This is a genomic window from Kurthia senegalensis (assembly GCF_000285595.1).
Classification (GTDB): Bacteria; Bacillota; Bacilli; order Bacillales_A; family Planococcaceae; genus Kurthia; species Kurthia senegalensis.
The window spans coordinates 396,222-414,125 of sequence record NZ_HE611064.1 but is presented as its reverse complement, the minus strand read 5'-3'; the positions used below and the strand labels follow the sequence as shown (position 1 = coordinate 414,125).

Genomic DNA, 17,904 nt, shown 5'->3' with positions numbered 1-17,904 from the left:
AAGGAAGTGCATCTCATATGGGCAATATTCATATTATGGACGAATTTTTATCCAATAAAATAGCTGCAGGGGAAGTAGTAGAACGTCCTGCGTCTGTCGTCAAAGAGTTAGTGGAAAATGCCGTAGATGCAGGAAGTACATCAATCGAAGTCATTTTAGAAGAAGCGGGATTACGCTCTATTCAAGTTATTGATAATGGGAGTGGGATGGACGAGGAAGATGCGCTCATCTCATTCCAACGTCATGCGACGAGTAAAATTATGAATGAGCACGACCTTTTCCGTATTCGTACGCTAGGATTCCGAGGGGAAGCACTCGCCTCAATTGCTTCTGTATCAAAAGTGACGCTCGCTACATCAAACGGTGAGAGCGGTGTGGAAGTGTATTTAGAAGGTGGGCACGTACAGTCTAAAAAACCTGGACCACTTAGAAAAGGAACGGACATTACCGTTGCGCAACTTTTTTACAACACACCGGCACGTTTAAAATATATGAAAACGATTCAAACGGAGTTAGGCCATACGATTGATTTAATGAATCGTTTAGCGCTTTGTTATCCGATGATTTCATTCAAGCTCGTTCATCACGATCATGAATTGTTGAAAACGAATGGTCGCGGGGATTTACGCCAAGTACTTGCAGCTATTTATGGTGTTGCAAATGCGAAGAAAATGGTTCATTTTGAAGGGGAAACACAAGATTATAAAATTGAAGGATACGCAACGATTCCTGAAATTACACGTGCTTCTAAAAATTACATGTCTATTTTCGTCAATGGTCGTTGGGTACGCCATTTTACTGTTCAAAAATCGCTGATTGATGCGTACCATACGTATTTACCAATTGGTCGTTTTCCGATTGCGGTCATTCATATCGAAGGGGATCCATTTTTGACAGATGTGAATGTTCACCCGTCTAAACAACAAATTCGCCTAAGTAAAGAAGCGGATTTAATGAAATTAATTGAAGAAAGTTTACACAAGTCGGTACGTAGTGTTATGCAAGCGCCAGAAATCGTTAAAAAGCCGAAAAAATCGGTATCCTCTTCTGAACAAATTAATTTTTGGAAAGGGCTCGACTATCAAAATACGCCGATGGAGCAATATGGCGATAAGCCAAGAGTGAAACCAGGTGCTGTACAACGACTAGAAGAATGTCCAAATGAAGAACAACAAAAAATTTCACGTCCTGATTTGAATGAAGAAGGTTTTAGACAACCTGAAACATGGGAACAAATAAAGGAACGAGATGTTGATTTTCAATCGATGCAACAATCTCCGGATGAAGAAGATGTAATTGAAAAAGAATCACTCGAATTAAATGAAGTAGTAGAAACAATCGAGCCAGATGAACTACTGAATGATCAAGAACCATTTCCGATGCTTGAAATCGTCGGACAAATTCATGGCACGTATATCGTGGCACAAAGTGAAGATGGGTTTTATTTAATCGACCAACATGCGGCACAAGAACGAATTAAATACGAGTTTTTCAAAGATATGGTCGGAGAAGTGAATAGTGGCGAACGTCAGCTTCTATTGCTCCCATTAACGTTCCATTATGCAGCGGATGAAGCACTTCATTTAATTGAAAATCAAGAAGCGTTAGCTGAAGTGGGCGTATTCCTTGAAGAATTCGGTCAACATTCCTTTATTATTAGAGAATATCCTACGTGGTTCCCGAAAGGAATGGAACAAGAAATTATTGAGGATTTAATCGAGCAAGTGTTGAAGAAACGCAAAACGGACATTAAAAAATTACGTGAAGCAGCGGCGATTATGATGAGTTGTAAACGTTCAATTAAAGCAAATCATTATTTAGATTTGCAACAAATGGAACGCTTGCTTCAAGACTTAAAAAAATGTGTCAATCCGTTTACGTGTCCGCACGGCCGTCCCGTCATCGTTCATTTTAGAACGTATGAAATTGAAAAGATGTTTAAACGAGTTATGTAAATTTGAAGGGAGAGATTTTATGTTTTCAGCACGTACAAGACAACAAAAAATGGATACTTTATCTTCATACTCATTTGACGTATTAATCGTCGGTGGGGGAATTACAGGAGCGGGGATTGCACTCGATGCAGTTTCTCGTGGATTTTCTGTTGCATTAGTAGAAATGCAAGATTTCGCAGCAGGAACATCAAGTCGCTCAACGAAGCTTGTTCACGGTGGGTTACGCTATTTAAAACAATTGCAAATAGACGTCGTGGCAGAAACAGGTAGAGAGCGCGCAATCGTTTATGAAAATGGACCACATATTACGACGCCACTTGGCATGTTATTACCTTTTTACAAAGGGGGCACATTCGGTCCGTTATCGACGTCTCTCGGTTTGAAAATGTATGATTTTCTAGCGCAAGTGAAAAAAAGCGAACGTCGTACGATGCTATCGCCGAATGATACGTTGCGTAAAGAGCCTTTATTAAAAGAAGACACGTTACAAGGCGGGGGCTTATACGTTGAATATCGTACGGATGATGCACGTTTAACGATTGAAGTGATGAAAAAAGCGGTAGAACTCGGTGCTGTTTGTTTAAACTATGCAGAAGTAGAAAGCTTTCTATACAAAGGGAAAAAAGTAGCTGGAGCGAAAGTGAAAGATCGTGTTACGAATAAAACATTTGATATTGAAGCACTTTCTGTCGTGAACGCAACAGGTCCTTGGACAGACATTATTCGTAAAAAAGACGTCGTATCTAACAATAAAAAACTTCGTATGACGAAGGGTGTGCATATCGTAATCGATCAATCGGTGTTCCCACTGCAACAATCAGTGTATTTCGATACACCGGACGGTCGAATGGTGTTTGCTATTCCGAGAGAAGGAAAAGCATACATCGGAACGACAGATACGTTTTACGATCAAAATCCAGTGAAACCAGTTGCAGAACAACAAGATATTACGTATTTATTAGATACATTGCATTACATGTTCCCGGACGTGAATGTAACACAAAAAGACGTTGAATCATGCTGGGCTGGGGTACGTCCACTCATTTATGAAGATGGCAAAGATCCTTCAGAAATTTCTCGTAAAGATGAAATGTGGGAAGCACCAACCGGCTTATTGACGATTGCTGGTGGGAAATTAACAGGATACCGTCATATGGCGAAAGACGTTGTAGACCGCCTCGTTGAACGAAAACAATTTAAAAAGTATGGTGAATGCCAAACGAAACATTTATCGTTATCTGGAGCAGAGGGCTTGAATCCAGATAATTTTGCACAATTCGTAGAGCAACGTTATAAAGATGGTGTAGATCTCGGTTTGACCGAACAAGTAGCGCGCCAACTCGTTGAAAAATATGGTTCGAACGTACATCATGTATTCCGAGCAATTGCGAATAAGCCAGATGCTTATCAAATGCCGGATGATTTATACGGTCAAATTATGTATGCGATAGAGTATGAAATGGCATACAACCCATCGGACGTACTCGTTCGCCGTACGGGGCGTATGTATTTTGATATCGACTCTGTGACGACGTACAAAGATGAAGTAATTGATTTGATGTCGGACGTATTGCATTACGTTCCATCTGAAAAAGAAAGTTATCGTTTAGAGCTAGATACGCTCATTTTTGATGCTACACGCTTTGCGAAAGATGGCACGTATGATTAAGCAGGACGAAATTTTTACGATGCCAGATGGCTACCAAATAGCGACGACCTATTATGCCGAAGAATGTGAAAAGCCTATAAAAGGGTATATTCACGTCCTTCACGGGATGTCTGAATACCGTGGACGCTATGAAGAGATGGCAACGTTTTTTACGCGAGCAGGATACGTGGTCGTGACGCAAGACCATAGAGGACACGGGGAAACGGCTCTATTAAACGATTCACCTCTTGGTCATTACGGCGATGAAGCAGGATTTGAACATGCGGCGCAAGATGCTGCACATGTAATGGCTATTGTTCGCGAGAAATATGCTTTACCTCGCCCGATTTTACTCGGTCATAGTATGGGGTCGCTCGTTGCACGCCGTGTTTCAGAGTTGCATAGTGAAAAAATAGAGAAAGCGGTTTTTGTCGGTACACTCGTTTATACACCTGTTCATTTTGTTGGACATATCGTGTCCTCAATTGCTTCTCAAGTGTTCGGACCTCGAATGCCAGCAAATTTTATTACGAAACTTTCAGATGTGATGAATAATATTAAAAACCCGAAAAGTAAAACGACGAAAGATTGGTTGTCAGCAGACAGAGAAAATGTGCAGCGTTATTTAAACGATCCATTTTGCAATTACACATCGACGAATCAGTTTTATGCAGATTTAACGGGTGGATTAAAAAAGATTACTTCGAATACAGAAGTTAAAAAAATTCGTAAAGATTTACCCGTATTGTTTATTAGTGGTCAAGAAGACCCGATTGGAGATTACGGGAAAGGGGTCTTTTCTGTCGCGGATCAATTACGCAAAGCAGGCATACAAAACGTGTCGGTTTATTTATGTGAACGATTGCGTCATGAAATCTTTAATGAAAAAGAGAAAAATACTGTTTTTACGGTAATACAGAAATGGTTGGAGAAAGAATAATATGACGAAAAATTACGATGTGATTGCTATTGTAGGACCGACAGCTGTCGGGAAAACTGCATTAAGCATCGAACTTGCAAAAAAATACGACGGTGAAATTATTAACGGCGATTCGATGCAAGTTTATAAAGATTTAAATATTGGAACGGCTAAAATTACTGAAGAAGAGATGGACGGTGTTCCGCATCATTTATTAGATATTTTAGAGCCGACAGACACTTTTTCTGTAGCAGATTATCAAAAAGCTGTTCGTGAAAAGATGGCTGAGATTCAGAGTAGAGGAAAATTACCGATTATCGTCGGGGGTACGGGTTTATACGTACAAGCTGTATTATTCGATTTCCGCTTTACCGAAGAAAAAATTGATGAAACAGTGCGTCAAAAATATTATGATTTATTGGCACAACAAGGTCCTGAAGCGATGCATGAACGTTTGCGTGCTGTTGACGCTGAAACGGCGGCGACGATTCATCCAAATAATACGCGCCGCGTTATACGTGCGCTTGAAATGGCAGAGCATTCGGAATCGAAAAAATCAGATGATGCACAGCATCAAGGTCAAAAAGCGCTATACAATCATAAAATTATCGGCTTAAATATGGACCGAGACCTTTTGTATGAACGTATTAACTCACGTGTAGACATCATGATGGAAAAAGGTTTAGAAAAAGAAGTACGCGCATTGTATGACCGTGGTATTCGAGATACACAAGCAATTAAAGCAATCGGTTATAAAGAATTGTACGATTACTTTGATGGGAAAATGGATTATGACGTTGCGATTGAAAAATTGAAACAAAATTCACGTCGTTATGCTAAAAGACAGCTGACATATTTCCGAAATAAAATGGACGTCACATGGTTTGACGCTTTTTTACCGAAAGAAAAAATTTATGAGGATATTTTCCAATAAATAGGGTATACGTATAGCAGAGACAAATTTGAGCAGTAGGGGGATTTACAGTGAAACAAGCGAATTTACAAGATACGTATTTAAATCAATTACGCAAAAATGGCGTGTTCGTAACCGTTTTTTTATTAAATGGCTTCCAACTAAAAGGGACAATTCGTTCCTACGATAATTTTACAGTCCTGCTAGAAGCAGATGGTAAACAACACTTAATTTATAAACATGCGATTTCTACATTTGCTCCTACAAAATCAGTTGCATTAGGAGAAGAATAAAAAAGAGCCACAATCTTGCGGGATTGCGGCTCTTTTTTGTATAGTAGTAGAGAACGAAATGTAGGAGGAATTAATAATGAAAACAATGACAGCTGAAGAAGTATTAGAAAAATTTGATGCGAACGAACAATTAAACATAGTTGACGTTCGTGAAGATGCGGAAGTAGCGAATGGTATTATTCCAGGTGCTATCCACATTCCACTCGGTCAATTAGAAGAACGTAAAGGCGAATTATCAAAAGATACAGCGTATATTTTCGTATGCCATGCAGGTGGACGTAGTTATCAAGCATGTACGTATTTAGAATCAGAAGGATACGATGTGACGAATTTAGAAGGCGGTATGAGCGCTTGGGAAGGCGAATTAGAATTTTAATTCTATGATGCGATAAAAAAGGAAGCGATGATTTTCATCGCTTCCTTTTTTATTTATTTTAACGGTTTAGACCGAATCGATTTAAATGGTAGACGCCAGCCTCTCGTATAAGAGAGAACGCGTAACAAAGTGATGACGATGAATAAAACGTATAAACCCATATCACTTGTGACGAGTTTGAAACCAACGATCAATCCGATGAAAATCGCCCAGACGGCATATACTTCGTCGCGCAGTACGAGTGGTTTTCGACTGGCGAGTAAATCTCGTACGATCCCGCCACCTGCACCTGTTAAGACAGCTGCAACGATTGCGGCACTAATCGGCAGGTGTAATTTCACGGCGAATAATGCACCTTGAATAGCAAAGGCGGCTAAGCCAATCGCATCGAAAAAATTCCCCCATAAAGGCCAATGTTTTAAAAGGCGGTTCGGAAAAATAAACGTGACCGTAATGGCGACGAGTGCAATTTGGAAAAACATTTCTTGTTCCCATAAAGCAGAGACGGGGACGCCGATTAATAAATTTCGAATCGCTCCTCCACCAAATGCTGTGACGACGCCTAATAAGTAAACGCCGAAAATATCATATTCTTCTTCCATTGCGATGATTGCTCCCGAAATAGCGAAGGCAATCGTTCCTAATATACTTAATACTTCCCAAGCCATGACGAAAACCTCCTTCATAAATAGAATCGAATGAAATTGTAACAAATCTACATCGCTTTTGCACGAACTATATTTGACTACGACGTATTTACTGATAAGATTAAAATGAAACAAGTAGAAGGAGTGATGCATAATGGCATTCCAATCAACGTTAACTGAAGCGACACGTGCTTTAGGAAAACAAATTGAAGAAAAAATTAGACCCCAATTCGACCGAGTGGAAGAAATGGCTTTCTATAACCAACAAAAAGTATTAGCGGCATTCCGCAACAATCACGTAAGTGAAAATCATTTTAATGGCACGACAGGTTACGGCTACGATGATGAAGGTCGCGACAATTTAGAACGTGTTTATGCAGAAGTTTTCGGCGCAGAAGCAGCAATTGTTCGTCCACAAATTATTTCGGGTACACATGCGATTACATTATCTTTATTTGGTGTTTTACGTCCCGGAGACGAATTGATGTACATTACAGGGCAACCGTATGATACGTTGCAATCAATCGTAGATGGTGGCGACAAAGATACGGGTTCTTTAAAAGACTGGGGAATTGATTATCAACATATTGATTTAGTAAATAATCGTGATGTTGATTTTGATGCTGTTGAACGAGCAATTAGTGAAAAAACAAAAGTGGTTGCGATTCAACGTTCTAAAGGATATGCAACACGTCCATCTTTCACGATTGATAAAGTCGAAGAAATGATTCAAAAAGTACGTGCGATGAAAGAAGATGTTATCATCTTCGTTGATAACTGCTACGGTGAATTTGTAGACCGTGTAGAGCCCACTGAATTAGGTGCAGATTTAATCGCCGGTTCATTAATTAAAAACCCAGGTGGCGGTTTAGCAAAAGTAGGTGGCTACATTGCAGGACGTGCCGATCTCGTTGAAAAATGTGCTTATCGTATGACAACACCGGGAATCGGAGCAGAAGCGGGCCCATCATTAAACACATTAACGGATATGTATCAAGGGTTTTTCTTATCTCCTCATATGGTATCTCAAGCATTAAAAGGTGCGATTTTCGCTTCAGCTATTTTAGAGCATAAAGGAATGGTTCCTGAACCAAGTTATGATGCGAAACGTACGGATTTAATTCAATCGGTGTCATTTAAATCACCAGAGCAAATGATTGCTTTTTGCCAAGCAGTACAACAAAACTCACCTGTAAACGCGCAATTTGCACCAGAGCCTTCACTTCTTCCGGGTTATCAAGATGAAGTCATTATGGCAGCGGGTACATTCGTACAAGGTGCGAGTATGGAGTTTTCTGCAGACGGTCCGATTCGTCCACCGTACACGGTATATATGCAAGGCGGCTTAACGTACGAACACGTAAAAACAGCTATTTTAAGCGCCGTTCAACAAATGGATTAAAGACATGACATAGAGAAGTACACTTCTATTAGAAGATGTGCTTCTTTTTTATTAAATTCATTTCGATGTAAAATGTTAATATACTAGCGTTTTTAATAATATACAAATTAGATGGAATTATTCGAAAATTAATATGTTACTTTTCCTAACATATTGTTGACATAAAAACTAACACAGAGTATTATAATAGTTGTGAAAGGTAAGGTGATAGAAGATGAGCAGAGAAATCAGACGCTCTATGCCACTCCTTCCGATAAGTATTGTTATGCAGTTAACTGATTTAACAGCACGCCAAATACGTTATTACGAGGAGCATGGATTGATTGAACCTGCCCGAACAGATGGGAACCGCCGGATGTTCTCACTTAATGATGTGGATGCACTTTTAGAAGTGAAAGATCTTCTAGAGCAAGGTATCAACATGGCAGGTATAAAAAAGTTTTTGCTTTAAAGAACGAGCCTGTATTATCCAATCAACAAAAGACTGAAATTACAGATGCGGAATTACGTCGCATACTGCGTGAAGAAATGCAGCAAGCACAGCGCATGCAGACGACTTCACTACGACAAGGTGATTTATCTCGATTTTTTAGACCATAAAAAGAAGAGATTAGTATAAACATAAAAAAATTAGGAGTGTGTTCATTCATGGGGAAATATACAAAAGATGATATTCGTCAATTAGTTAAAGAAAAAGAAGTCAAATTCATTCGTTTACAATTTACAGATATTCTAGGTACAATCAAAAACGTTGAAATTCCTGTATCTCAATTAGAAAAAGCATTAGACAACAAAATGATGTTTGATGGTTCATCAATCGAAGGCTTCGTACGTATTGAAGAATCAGACATGTACTTATATCCAGATCTTGATACATTTATTGTATTCCCTTGGACTACGGGCAAAGGTACTGTATGTCGTTTCATCTGTGACGTATACAAAGCAGATCTTACACCATTCGAAGGTGACCCACGTAACAACTTACGTCGCTCTTTAAAACGTATGGAAAAAATGGGCTTCTCAGCATTTAACTTAGGACCTGAACCTGAATTCTTCTTATTCAAATTAGACGAAAAAGGCGAACCAACATTAGAATTAAATGACCACGGTGCTTACTTTGACTTAGCGCCAACGGACCTTGGTGAAAACTGCCGTCGTGATATCGTTCTTGAATTAGAAGAAATGGGCTTTGAAATTGAAGCATCACACCATGAAGTCGCTCCTGGACAACATGAAATTGACTTTAAATATGCAGATGCTATCACAGCGTGTGATAACATCCAAACATTTAAATTAGTCGTAAAAACAATTGCACGTAAACACGGTTTACACGCCACATTTATGGCGAAACCTTTATTCGGTGTGAACGGTTCTGGTATGCACATGAACGTATCACTATTTAACGGTAAAGAAAATGCTTTCTTCGATGAAAACGCAGAGATGAAATTGTCTGAAACAGCAATGCAATTCATGGCGGGCGTATTAAAACACGTAAAAGGATTCACAGCTATTACGAATCCAACAGTGAACTCATACAAACGTTTAGTACCAGGTTACGAAGCACCTTGTTACGTTGCATGGTCTGGTCAAAACCGTTCACCGTTAATCCGTGTACCAGCTTCACGTGGGTTATCAACTCGTATCGAAGTACGCTCTGTTGACCCAACAGCCAACCCATATTTAGCGATGTCTGTTATTCTTGAAGCAGGTTTAAACGGTATTGAGCAACAACTAACACCACCAGCTGCTGTAGATCGCAACATTTACACAATGAATGAAGAACAACGTGCAGAAGCAGGTATTACAAACTTACCTTCTAACCTTTACGATGCACTTCAAGCACTTGCAGAAGACAAAGTAATCCAAGATGCACTTGGCTCACACATTTATGCAAACTTCAAAGAAGCGAAAGAAATTGAATTTGACATGTTCCGCACACAAGTTCACCCATGGGAACGCGAACAATATCTTAAAATGTACTAAGCCGATTAAACGAGCAGCCCTTATTTAGGGCTGTTTTTTTATGTAGTTAATTAATGCGTAAAATGCACATATGTTTTACATAATAGAAATGGAGGAACTAGTATAAGGAGGAGGTGCTGCTGAATGAAGCATTATCAATATACTGAAGAAGGTTTCTCTGAAAATACGACGATTCAATTTTTCGTAGATCCATTGACAGTTTGTGCCGATTCGGCTGTATTTACGATTCAAAATGATACGAACCGTCCATTCGTATACGGATTAGACTACAAGTTAGAAGTACAAGTAGGAACGTCTTGGGAGCGGGTTAAAGGTGGACCTCTAGCTGTTCCGCTATTGGCGTTGTATGTAGAGCCTTTCTCTCAAAACAAAGAGACCATCCATTGGGGCGCACATTACGGTTCGTTGCCTGATGGACATTATCGACTCATTAAACAAATTGAAAATCAACAATTAATAGCACCATTTACTATAGAAGAGGCAGATTTTGTTTAATGGTTCCCTCTAAAAAAGAGGACTCCTTCAGGAACTGAGCTAAAAATCTGAGACAACATAAAAAGAAAAAGACACTTTCAAGGGGATAAAATCTTTGGAGGTGTTTTTTGATTGGCAAAAAACAAGTATATTCATACGAAACAAAAATGAAAGGGATGAAGAGGAAGAGGAAGTTGGCAGAAGGCAGTGAAAGACATGATGAACGTATGTGGAAGTAAGAATGACAGCCAAATTTATCAGTGGGAGAAGTCGTATGAAAAAGGGGGAGTTACATCGTTCCGGAAAAGAAGCGATGCAACCAACTCTTTTTCAAGCGATTGAAACATTATGCGGAAATTCCCCACTTAAAGATGTGTTAAAAGCGGTCAATGGGGCACGTGCAGCGTATTATGGATGGCTTTAATTAAATGATTGCTTATACAATTTATGATAATAGGACATTTAAACCACCTTTTTCCAGTAAAATACCGGAAAAGGTGGTTTAATAAAAATTTGACGGCAACTCCTAGCAAAGAAACATTAGCTGAAGACTTCGCAGGGAGCTTGCGAGGTCTTCAGCCATATTCTAGGAGTTGCCGTCAAATTCGGCTTAAAAGAAGTGTCTTTTTCACTGTCTCACTTTCGGAGGTCAGTTCTTTGACTATCTTTTTTATTAAGAAGCGGTATGATGTCGTAAATAAGTAGATAATAATGCAACACATCCGAAGCTAATGGCTGTGCAACTAATTAAGAGCATCGCCACACCGTTCCACAAGTAGCTATCATAAAAATGACCGCCGATTGTTCCGATAACACTAGATCCAACGTAGTAACTCAACAAGTAGAGAGAAGAAGCATAAGCTTTCACTTCTGGTTGAGCACTAATACTAACCCAGCCACTTACGAGATTGTGCCAAGCGAAAAATCCACATGATAAAATAAATAAACCGAATAAGACAGTTAAAAGGGAATGAACAGTCGTTAACAAAATACCAATTGTAACGATGGAAATACTCACGATAAGCATTCGCTTACGACTGTAGCGTCCGGACAATTTCCCTACAATCATTGACCCAATGGATCCAAATAATTGAAAAATAAATATAAAGCCCACAACAGTTTGTGAAAGCTCGTATACATTCATTAAAGGGAATCCGATATAGTTAAACGTGGCAACGAAAATACCGAGAGCTAAAAAACCGAGCGTATAAAAATACCATAGTTTCGTATGTCTACATGCTTCTAACATACCATTCGTCCACGCTTTTAATGAAAGTGGTTGAGGGGAGAAATGTTTGGAAGGTTGTACGAGATACATAAAAATAATGGATAGTAACAAGGTTAGTAAACCGAGTGACCATACGGCAATATGCCAATTCGTTAAATCAAGCATCGTACTAGAGACAATTCGGCCAAAAAAACCACCTACGCCACTACCGGTAATATAAACACCTAATGCTTTTGTAAATTCTTTTTTCGGTAATTCTTCTGCTAGATACGTAATAGCTATTGCGGGAAAACCAGCAAGGGCAATTCCTTCTAATGCTCGGAGGAGTAATAAAATTTCGAAATTAGGTGCAAAGCCAACTGCTATATATAAGATGGACGAACTTATTAAAGAAAATACCATAATGTTTTTTCGTCCGACGGCATTGGATATAGTCGCCATTACGAGCATAGCGATGGCAAGTGTAAACGTAGAAATAGATAGAGCTAAGCTCGATTCGTATGCGGACATGTGAAAATCATGGGTGAAATGCTGAATGAATGTTTGCGGCCCGTATAAGTTAGCAAAAGTAACGAGGCTACCAATCAACATACCCCACGTAATTTTTTGTGACATATGATTCACTTCCTTGTCTTAAGCATACGCCCATATTTTCATAACGTCTAATATTGAGTTATTATTGAATTAATAACTATAAGTTATCGGAGGAAATTATGGAAATCCATCAATTACGCTATTTTGAAGAAATTTGTAAAACATTAAACTATCGTCAAGCTGCTGAAAATTTGCACGTTTCGCAACCGGCTTTATCAAAAGCTATTTTAAAACTGGAAGCGGAGTTAGAAGGTACTTTATTCGAGAGATTAGGACGCTCTATTCAATTAAGTGCGTATGGCAAAACCTTTTTACCATATGTCGAACAGGCACTTACTGCTTTACGTAATGGGGAAGAAAAACTAAAAAATTGGAATGATCCGTATCAAGGAACAATTCGTATAGCATTTATTCAATCAATTGGTACGACGTTATTGCCGAAAGTGCTACCAGAATTTTCAACAAATTATCCGAATGTTCATATTGATTTGATGCAATGTAATTCAAAAGAGGCACTTGCTTTAGTTGAAGCAGACTTAGTCGATGTCTGTTTTATTATGAGTGACTTTAAGAAGCGTGATGCAGTCAATCAAATCAATATTCGAGAAGAAAGACTTTATGGATATTGCAGTTTAGAACATGAACTTGCGATGACAGAATCTGTTTCTTTATCAGCACTACAATCATTTGATTTTATTGGATTTAACGATCAACAAATTTTACAACAGCAAATGCGCATGTGGTGTGAAAAAGTCGGATTCCACCCACGTATGGTTTTCCAAGGGACAGATGTTCCGACAATTGCAGGGTTGATTTCGGCTAATTTAGGAATTGGTATTATTCCGTATTATGTTGGTATGGAGGCGTTGCAACTCCATCGGTTCAATATAGAGGATTGTGATAATATACGACTCATACAGCTTGCGTGGAAAAAAAGTCAACATACGAAACCGTCTGTAGAATTGTTTATTGAATTTACACAAAATCTATTTAAATAAATATTGCGAAAATACGAAAAAATTGATATGATGGAATAGTAAATTTATTATGCAGCTTTAGGTGCGAGATCTTTTTAAAGATTTTGCTTAAAAGGGAAGTTTGGTGAAAGTCCGACGCTGTCCCGCAACTGTAAATACTTGCTACGTTTGTATATCCACTGCCTAATTAGGTGGGAAGGGCGAGCTAGCGATAAGTATGAGCCAGGAGACCTGCCTATAGCAAAAGCATCGAGTTTACCTACGAGGATAGGTGATGTTGGCTACAGAAATTTGTAGAATACAGCAGTTGGTATGGCTTCTGCTAGTGAACTTTATTGTGAGAGATATGAGGAATCATTCCACTCTCCTAGACTCTTCGTATATGCTTCCTTAAACTTTAGTGATTTCTGTTTTTTAACGAACTCCCCAATTCGAAAAACAAAACAAACAGAAGCGATACGAAAAAAAGACTAGAAATTCAGACGTTTGTCTGGCATTTCTAGTCTTTTTCTATTTTATTGCATTTGTTTTGAATCATCGAAGTTTTTTGCATACACAGCAACAGAACGAACGGTTTGTTCTTTCGTATGAATTGTTACTTTAAATGTAAATTGATTCGCTGTATAATGCCAAACTTGATCTGGACCTAAAAAGTCTTTTTGCATCGGTTTGCCAAACTCTTTTTGAATGAGTTTAGCAGAAAGTGGCTCGATGGCCGTTTTCGTATCATCCAAAACGTATGAACGAATTTCGTACAATTTTTGATAAAGCCCAACTCCGAGTCCCGTTGCGATTTGTTCTTTTTTTGCAGCGCGATATTGTACGAAGTTAGCCGTATTGACAAATGCTAAATTAGGTTCGCCCCATTCGCTTTTCACCGTCGTATAAGTCGTTTCACCAACGATAAATGGAATGTTCGGTAGTTGACCTAACTTTGCCGTTTCATAGGCTTTTTTGACGTAGGTTAATTGTTTTTGTTGCAATTGTTTTTTTGAATCGCTTGTTGTTCTTTTTTATTTTCAGTTGTCGCATTGTTGGAAACTTTTGATGTCGTCAATTCTTCTTTTGATGACGTGCAAGCAACTAAAAGCGTACATAAACAAATAATAGGAATGAATGCAAATGCTCGTTTCAACAAGATCTCTCCTTACATTATGATCAATATATGTATTATAAGCGATAGCTGACGTTGTCACAATCAAGTAAAAGAGGCTTTCGTGCAATTGTTGCAATAAACAATCCATTCCATGTACAATAACATCTATGAAAATAGTAAGTGAGGACGTAATATGTTACAAGTGATGGAACAACAGTGGGAAATATTCGTTGCAGATGGAAAAATCGACAACGTTCAAAAAAATTCCATTTTTAAAATAAATTAAATGCGCCGTTAGTTCCGTTAATTAGTTTATTAATTAGCAGTACGCAGCCATAAAAAAACTCCTACATTGATTTGTAGGAGTTTTTTGTTTTATTGTTGTAATTTACTATGTTTTTTACCGTATATAAAATAGATGATACAGCCAATCACAAGCCAAATAATCGCAGTGATCCAAGTGAAACGTGTTAATTGTGTCATCAAGAATACGCAAAGAATAAATGACAGTATTGGTACGATTGGGAAGAAAGGAACGTTGAATCCTTCTTTAGGAATATTTTTTTGTTTACGTAAAAATAAAATTCCGAGTGATACGGCTGCGAAGGCGAGAAGCGTACCCATATTGACTAAGCTCGCAAGTTGATAAAGTGGAATAACACCAGCGCAAATCGCCGTAATCGTTGCGGTAATCCATGTGTTTTTAATAGGTGTGTGATGTTCTTCATTTACTTCACTCAACACGTTAGGCAATAAACCATCACGACTGAATGCGTAAAGTAGACGTGTACAACCGTAAAGCATTACGAGAATAACCGTTGTCATACCGACGACTGCTCCAAGTGAGATAAATCCAGATACCCAATTTAAATGTACCATTTGCATGGCAAAGCTCACTGGGTTATCTACATTTAATTGCGTGAATGGGACCATGCCTGTCAAGACGAGCGATACACAAACGTATAAAATCGTACAAACGACAAGAGAACCGATAATACCAATTGGCATGTTACGTTGTGGAATTTTTACTTCTTCCGCTGCAGAAGATACGGCATCGAAGCCTAAAAAGGCGAAGAATACTAACGCAGCTCCCGTTAATACACCGCTTGTGCCAAATGGTAAGAACGGCGTCCAGTTTTCAGGTTTTACGTAGAAAATACCGACGATAATAAATAGCAAGATGATGCCGACTTTAATAAACACCATGATCGTATTTAAACGCGTTGATTCTTTCACACCTTTCGTTAATAAAAATGATAGCAAGAAAATAATGAGCATAGCAGGTAAGTTAATGTACGTTCCAGCATCTGCATTGTAAGAAGCTGAAAGTGCTTGTGGAATGTGAATGTTGAAACCTACTAATAATGAATTCAAGTAAGCGGACCATCCAGTAGATACGGCAGCAACTGCTAATCCGTATTCTAATATGAGTGCCCAACCGATTAGCCAAGCAATCCACTCGCCGTATACAACGTACGCATACGTGTAAGCACTACCTGTCACAGGGATTTTTGACGCGAATTCTGAGTAACATAGAGCGGCGAATGCGCAAACAATAGCGGCGATAATGAAAGAAAAAACGATTCCGGGACCTGCATGTTCGGCAGCGACTGTTCCCGGTAAAATAAAAATACCTGTACCGACAATGGCACCGACGCCGAGTAGCATTAAGTCGAAAGGACCTAATGTTTTAGCAAGGTGTCCGTTTTTGTTTTCATTCGCAAAGGCGTCGATGGACTTTTTTCGAAATAATGGATTTGTCATATAAAACACTCAATTCTTTAAATTGTATGAAAATTCTAATGTTTTAGGCTTTATTAGTCAAATACGATGACTTTTAATCAGAAGACTCAAAACATGACCTATCATAACATAATTTAACCCTTTTAAGCGTTGAAGTGTTAAAGAAAAAATAAAAAAAGCAAGAAACCGGAGTGATTTCTTGCTTAAAGTCGAATTTGATTACATGACCGAACGATAAAGTCCGACAACTTTTCCTAAAATGGAAACATTTTGAACGATGATCGGTGACATTGTTGAATTTTCAGGTTGTAAACGGAAATGATGTTGTTCTTTAAAGAAACGTTTGACTGTCGCCTCATTTTCATCTGTCATAGCTACGACAATTTCGCCGTTATTTGCAGAAGATTGTTGTTTGACGATGACGTAATCGCCGTTTAAAATACCTGCTTCGATCATCGAATCACCCATAATTTCTAACATGAAAATATGATCGTCTGAAGTACCGTATGAAGACGGAATTGGGAAATATTCTTCAATATTTTCAATGGCTGTAATTGGTAAGCCAGCTGTTACTTTCCCTACGAGGGGAACGTGCATAACAGAAGATTTTGCTACAGCTATTTCTTCTGTGTCTTCTAAAATTTCGATTGCACGTGGTTTCGTTGGGTCGCGACGAATTAAGCCCTTGCTTTCAAGTCTCTCTAAATGTCCGTGGACTGTAGAACTTGATGCTAAACCAACTGCTTCGCCGATTTCACGTACGGAAGGTGGATACCCTTTCGTACGTACTTCACTTTTGATAAAAGCAAGAATGTCTTCTTGTCTTTTAGAAACTTTTTTCATCGTTTTCACCTCGCATAAACCTTCTCTAATATTACAACGAGTATAGCAAAGCTTTCTTAAAAAAGCAAACACTAGTTCGAGAAAAATAGTTGACACGAACATTCATTCGCATTAAAATGAGAACATACATTCCGAACATACATTCGAAAGGGTGGTTTTTTTATTATGATGAATTGGTTAAAAGAAAATGGATTTACCGCATTTTTAACAGTTTGTGTAGCACTAACATTACTTATCGTTGTACAATCGATTTTTGAATCAAAAGAGTATGGGACGATTAAAGTAAAAGGTGGCGATACGCTTTTGTCATTAGCAGAAACTTATCGTGGAGAAATGGATCGTGATGCTTGGATTTTAGAAGTAAAAAAACAGAACAGTATTATGAGTGATCGTATTGCAGCAGGCGAGCAGTTAGCCGTACCTGTCGGTGAAAATCATCATGAAATAGAAGTTGCTTCAAATAAATAAAGTCGAAATACTTGCGTAAATGCGTTTTTTTTCATACCTTTAATAGAGCATTGTAAGAAGGGAAGCGTTTTTATGTTAGAAAAATCAAAATTAGACCGTATTGGTGTGCTTGCTAAAAAGAAAAAAGCGGGAACACTTACTCAAGAGGAAGCGAAAGAACAATCTAAGCTTCGCCAAGAATATTTACAAGCATTCCGTGGTACGATGCGTCGTACAGTTGAAAACGTACGCGTAATTGATCCAGAAGGTAATGATGTAACGCCTGATAAATTAAAACAAATACAAGAAATTAGAAATCGTATGAACAAATTAAATTAAGCACGAATGAAACCTCTCGAAATAGAA

Annotated in this window: 19 protein-coding genes, 1 pseudogene and 1 riboswitch; of the genes and pseudogenes, 14 read left to right on the top strand and 6 right to left on the bottom strand. The window is 38.5% G+C overall.

Annotation, left to right across the window (positions count from 1 at the left end; all coding sequences use genetic code 11):
* Positions 1 to 17: 17 nt before the first annotated feature.
* From mutL to KSHG_RS02400, 6 genes are all read left to right on the top strand, one after another.
* A complete protein-coding gene (gene mutL / locus KSHG_RS02425; protein ID WP_010301293.1) occupies positions 18 to 1,955 on the top strand; it encodes a DNA mismatch repair endonuclease MutL in 1,938 nt (645 codons plus the stop codon).
* Positions 1,956 to 1,974: 19 nt separating this feature from the next.
* Positions 1,975 to 3,624, top strand: a complete 1,650-nt coding sequence (locus KSHG_RS02420; RefSeq protein WP_010301289.1) for a glycerol-3-phosphate dehydrogenase/oxidase — start codon at positions 1,975 to 1,977, stop codon at positions 3,622 to 3,624.
* Positions 3,617 to 4,543 carry an alpha/beta fold hydrolase gene (locus KSHG_RS02415; RefSeq protein ID WP_010301286.1) on the top strand — a complete coding sequence of 309 codons (927 nt, stop codon included), beginning with the start codon at positions 3,617 to 3,619 and terminating at the stop codon, positions 4,541 to 4,543. The genes KSHG_RS02420 and KSHG_RS02415 overlap by 8 nt, the downstream gene beginning before the upstream one ends.
* 1 nt (position 4,544) lies before the next feature.
* A complete protein-coding gene (gene miaA, locus KSHG_RS02410; protein WP_010301281.1) occupies positions 4,545 to 5,456 on the top strand; it encodes a tRNA (adenosine(37)-N6)-dimethylallyltransferase MiaA in 912 nt (303 codons plus the stop codon).
* A gap of 50 nt (positions 5,457 to 5,506) precedes the next feature.
* Positions 5,507 to 5,728: an RNA chaperone Hfq gene (gene hfq, locus KSHG_RS02405; RefSeq protein WP_010301276.1), complete on the top strand. Its 222-nt coding sequence runs from the start codon at positions 5,507 to 5,509 to the stop codon at positions 5,726 to 5,728.
* 76 nt (positions 5,729 to 5,804) lie between these two features.
* The gene (locus tag KSHG_RS02400; RefSeq protein WP_010301273.1) at positions 5,805 to 6,104 is read left to right on the top strand and encodes a rhodanese-like domain-containing protein; all 300 of its coding nucleotides are present in this window, start codon (positions 5,805 to 5,807) and stop codon (positions 6,102 to 6,104) included.
* 53 nt (positions 6,105 to 6,157) lie between these two features.
* Here the strand turns inward: KSHG_RS02400 and KSHG_RS02395 are convergent, their stop codons facing one another.
* Positions 6,158 to 6,772 carry a trimeric intracellular cation channel family protein gene (locus tag KSHG_RS02395; protein ID WP_010301270.1) on the bottom strand — a complete coding sequence of 205 codons (615 nt, stop codon included), beginning with the start codon at positions 6,770 to 6,772 and terminating at the stop codon, positions 6,158 to 6,160.
* Between the two features lie 133 nt (positions 6,773 to 6,905).
* Between KSHG_RS02395 and KSHG_RS02390 the strand changes: the two genes are divergently transcribed.
* From KSHG_RS02390 to KSHG_RS18225, 5 genes and pseudogenes are all read left to right on the top strand, one after another.
* Entirely contained in the window at positions 6,906 to 8,153 is a 1,248-nt protein-coding gene (locus KSHG_RS02390; protein WP_010301268.1) for a methionine gamma-lyase family protein, read from the top strand.
* A 214-nt stretch (positions 8,154 to 8,367) separates the two neighbouring features.
* Positions 8,368 to 8,753: pseudogene (locus tag KSHG_RS15935) on the top strand (MerR family transcriptional regulator).
* Positions 8,754 to 8,801: 48 nt separating this feature from the next.
* Positions 8,802 to 10,136 (top strand): type I glutamate--ammonia ligase, encoded by a 1,335-nt coding sequence (gene glnA / locus KSHG_RS02380; RefSeq protein WP_010301264.1) that lies wholly within the window; start codon positions 8,802 to 8,804, stop codon positions 10,134 to 10,136.
* Positions 10,137 to 10,259: 123 nt separating this feature from the next.
* Positions 10,260 to 10,631, top strand: coding sequence for an immunoglobulin-like domain-containing protein (locus KSHG_RS02375; protein WP_010301262.1), 372 nt, complete (start codon positions 10,260 to 10,262; stop codon positions 10,629 to 10,631).
* Positions 10,632 to 10,851: 220 nt separating this feature from the next.
* Positions 10,852 to 11,034, top strand: coding sequence for a hypothetical protein (locus KSHG_RS18225; protein WP_147630477.1), 183 nt, complete (start codon positions 10,852 to 10,854; stop codon positions 11,032 to 11,034).
* A 249-nt stretch (positions 11,035 to 11,283) separates the two neighbouring features.
* Here the strand turns inward: KSHG_RS18225 and KSHG_RS02360 are convergent, their stop codons facing one another.
* Positions 11,284 to 12,453, bottom strand: coding sequence for an MFS transporter (locus KSHG_RS02360; RefSeq protein WP_010301259.1), 1,170 nt, complete (start codon positions 12,451 to 12,453; stop codon positions 11,284 to 11,286).
* Between the two features lie 98 nt (positions 12,454 to 12,551).
* On the opposite strand from KSHG_RS02360, the gene KSHG_RS02355 reads away from it, so the two are divergent.
* A complete protein-coding gene (locus KSHG_RS02355) occupies positions 12,552 to 13,430 on the top strand; it encodes a LysR family transcriptional regulator (protein ID WP_010301256.1) in 879 nt (292 codons plus the stop codon).
* Between the two features lie 42 nt (positions 13,431 to 13,472).
* A riboswitch (cobalamin riboswitch) is annotated at positions 13,473 to 13,662 on the top strand.
* Between the two features lie 262 nt (positions 13,663 to 13,924).
* On the opposite strand, the gene KSHG_RS02350 is transcribed toward KSHG_RS02355, so the two are convergent.
* The 4 genes from KSHG_RS02350 to lexA all read right to left on the bottom strand — a co-directional run bounded on the left by KSHG_RS02350 (position 13,925) and on the right by lexA (position 17,091).
* Positions 13,925 to 14,392, bottom strand: coding sequence for a DUF4309 domain-containing protein (locus tag KSHG_RS02350; RefSeq protein WP_010301254.1), 468 nt, complete (start codon positions 14,390 to 14,392; stop codon positions 13,925 to 13,927).
* Positions 14,374 to 14,544 (bottom strand): hypothetical protein, encoded by a 171-nt coding sequence (locus KSHG_RS18220; RefSeq protein WP_154646869.1) that lies wholly within the window; start codon positions 14,542 to 14,544, stop codon positions 14,374 to 14,376. Before KSHG_RS18220 ends, KSHG_RS02350 begins: the two co-directional genes overlap by 19 nt.
* Before the next feature lie 336 nt (positions 14,545 to 14,880).
* A complete protein-coding gene (locus tag KSHG_RS02335) occupies positions 14,881 to 16,269 on the bottom strand; it encodes an amino acid permease (RefSeq protein WP_010301252.1) in 1,389 nt (462 codons plus the stop codon).
* A gap of 198 nt (positions 16,270 to 16,467) precedes the next feature.
* Positions 16,468 to 17,091: a transcriptional repressor LexA gene (lexA, locus tag KSHG_RS02330; protein WP_010301250.1), complete on the bottom strand. Its 624-nt coding sequence runs from the start codon at positions 17,089 to 17,091 to the stop codon at positions 16,468 to 16,470.
* 165 nt (positions 17,092 to 17,256) lie between these two features.
* Between lexA and yneA the strand changes: the two genes are divergently transcribed.
* Both yneA and KSHG_RS02320 read left to right on the top strand, forming a co-directional pair.
* Positions 17,257 to 17,559: a cell division suppressor protein YneA gene (yneA, locus tag KSHG_RS17340; protein ID WP_010301247.1), complete on the top strand. Its 303-nt coding sequence runs from the start codon at positions 17,257 to 17,259 to the stop codon at positions 17,557 to 17,559.
* 72 nt (positions 17,560 to 17,631) lie between these two features.
* Positions 17,632 to 17,877 carry a DUF896 domain-containing protein gene (locus KSHG_RS02320; protein ID WP_010301244.1) on the top strand — a complete coding sequence of 82 codons (246 nt, stop codon included), beginning with the start codon at positions 17,632 to 17,634 and terminating at the stop codon, positions 17,875 to 17,877.
* The last annotated feature ends 27 nt before the right edge of the window (positions 17,878 to 17,904 follow it).

Excerpts from the sequence above, each read along its gene's own strand:
- mutL (WP_010301293.1), top strand. The coding sequence starts at position 18 with ATGGGCAATATTCATATTATGGACGAATTTTTATCCAATAAAATAGCT.
- KSHG_RS02420 (WP_010301289.1), top strand. The coding sequence starts at position 1,975 with ATGTTTTCAGCACGTACAAGACAACAAAAAATGGATACTTTATCTTCA.
- KSHG_RS02415 (WP_010301286.1), top strand. The coding sequence starts at position 3,617 with ATGATTAAGCAGGACGAAATTTTTACGATGCCAGATGGCTACCAAATA.
- miaA (WP_010301281.1), top strand. The coding sequence starts at position 4,545 with ATGACGAAAAATTACGATGTGATTGCTATTGTAGGACCGACAGCTGTC.
- KSHG_RS02400 (WP_010301273.1), top strand. The coding sequence starts at position 5,805 with ATGAAAACAATGACAGCTGAAGAAGTATTAGAAAAATTTGATGCGAAC.
- KSHG_RS02395 (WP_010301270.1), bottom strand. The coding sequence starts at position 6,772 with ATGGCTTGGGAAGTATTAAGTATATTAGGAACGATTGCCTTCGCTATT.
- KSHG_RS02390 (WP_010301268.1), top strand. The coding sequence starts at position 6,906 with ATGGCATTCCAATCAACGTTAACTGAAGCGACACGTGCTTTAGGAAAA.
- glnA (WP_010301264.1), top strand. The coding sequence starts at position 8,802 with ATGGGGAAATATACAAAAGATGATATTCGTCAATTAGTTAAAGAAAAA.
- KSHG_RS02375 (WP_010301262.1), top strand. The coding sequence starts at position 10,260 with ATGAAGCATTATCAATATACTGAAGAAGGTTTCTCTGAAAATACGACG.
- KSHG_RS18225 (WP_147630477.1), top strand. The coding sequence starts at position 10,852 with ATGACAGCCAAATTTATCAGTGGGAGAAGTCGTATGAAAAAGGGGGAG.
- KSHG_RS02360 (WP_010301259.1), bottom strand. The coding sequence starts at position 12,453 with ATGTCACAAAAAATTACGTGGGGTATGTTGATTGGTAGCCTCGTTACT.
- KSHG_RS02355 (WP_010301256.1), top strand. The coding sequence starts at position 12,552 with ATGGAAATCCATCAATTACGCTATTTTGAAGAAATTTGTAAAACATTA.
- KSHG_RS02335 (WP_010301252.1), bottom strand. The coding sequence starts at position 16,269 with ATGACAAATCCATTATTTCGAAAAAAGTCCATCGACGCCTTTGCGAAT.
- lexA (WP_010301250.1), bottom strand. The coding sequence starts at position 17,091 with ATGAAAAAAGTTTCTAAAAGACAAGAAGACATTCTTGCTTTTATCAAA.
- yneA (WP_010301247.1), top strand. The coding sequence starts at position 17,257 with ATGATGAATTGGTTAAAAGAAAATGGATTTACCGCATTTTTAACAGTT.
- KSHG_RS02320 (WP_010301244.1), top strand. The coding sequence starts at position 17,632 with ATGTTAGAAAAATCAAAATTAGACCGTATTGGTGTGCTTGCTAAAAAG.